Here is a 671-nt window from a genome sequence, read left to right as displayed (position 1 = left end):
ATATCCGATTGCTCTAAAGAAGCAAACAAGTCTTTTGGACGCGCAATCATATCTTTATCGATTGCCCAAAGTGTACCACCTGTTACTAATGATGGGTAAATATCCATGACAGATAAATCGAATGAGAAAGGTGCTTGGTTTAAGAATACTTGCCCTGTTTGTAAGTTGAAATCTTCTACAGCCCATTTTGTAAAGCTTACAAGGCAGTTATAAGTAATCTGAACCCCTTTCGGATTACCTGTGCTTCCTGATGTGTAAATAATGTAGAAGTTCTCATCACCTTTTACCGCATGTTCAGGATTTGGAGTGTTCCCTTTATGAGTAAAGAAAATATCTTTTAAGTTGTCTTCACTTACGATGCGAACTGGTAAATCAGTTACAGTTACTGCTGTTGCCGATAAAAGTAATTTCGCACCAGAATTTTCAGCAATACGTTGTACACGATCAGCTGGGATAGATAAATCTACAGGAATGTAAGCATGTCCAGCTTTTACACATCCTAAAAAGTTAACAATCATTTCAGGTTGCATATGGCCATACACCATAATTGGTGAACGATCGTCTGGATACTCAGAAGAAATCCAATGTGCTAACGCATCAGAATCTTCCTTTAATTGTTTGTACGTAATTTTCGCATCTCGCCAAACAAAAGCGGTTTGATCAGGCGTTTC

General features: G+C 38.2%; 1 protein-coding gene. It reads right to left on the bottom strand.

Features of this window, described 5'->3' with window-relative positions:
* On the bottom strand, positions 1 to 671 hold a 671-nt coding region (locus tag AU379_RS20485; RefSeq protein WP_157462705.1), incomplete at both ends, for an AMP-binding protein.

This window comes from Bacillus sp. JH7, from assembly GCF_001563515.1.
In the GTDB taxonomy this organism is placed as follows: domain Bacteria; phylum Bacillota; class Bacilli; order Bacillales; family Bacillaceae_G; genus Bacillus_A; species Bacillus_A cereus.
Note: the sequence above shows the minus strand (reverse complement) of the source record. Positions and strands in the feature narration are given on the sequence as shown.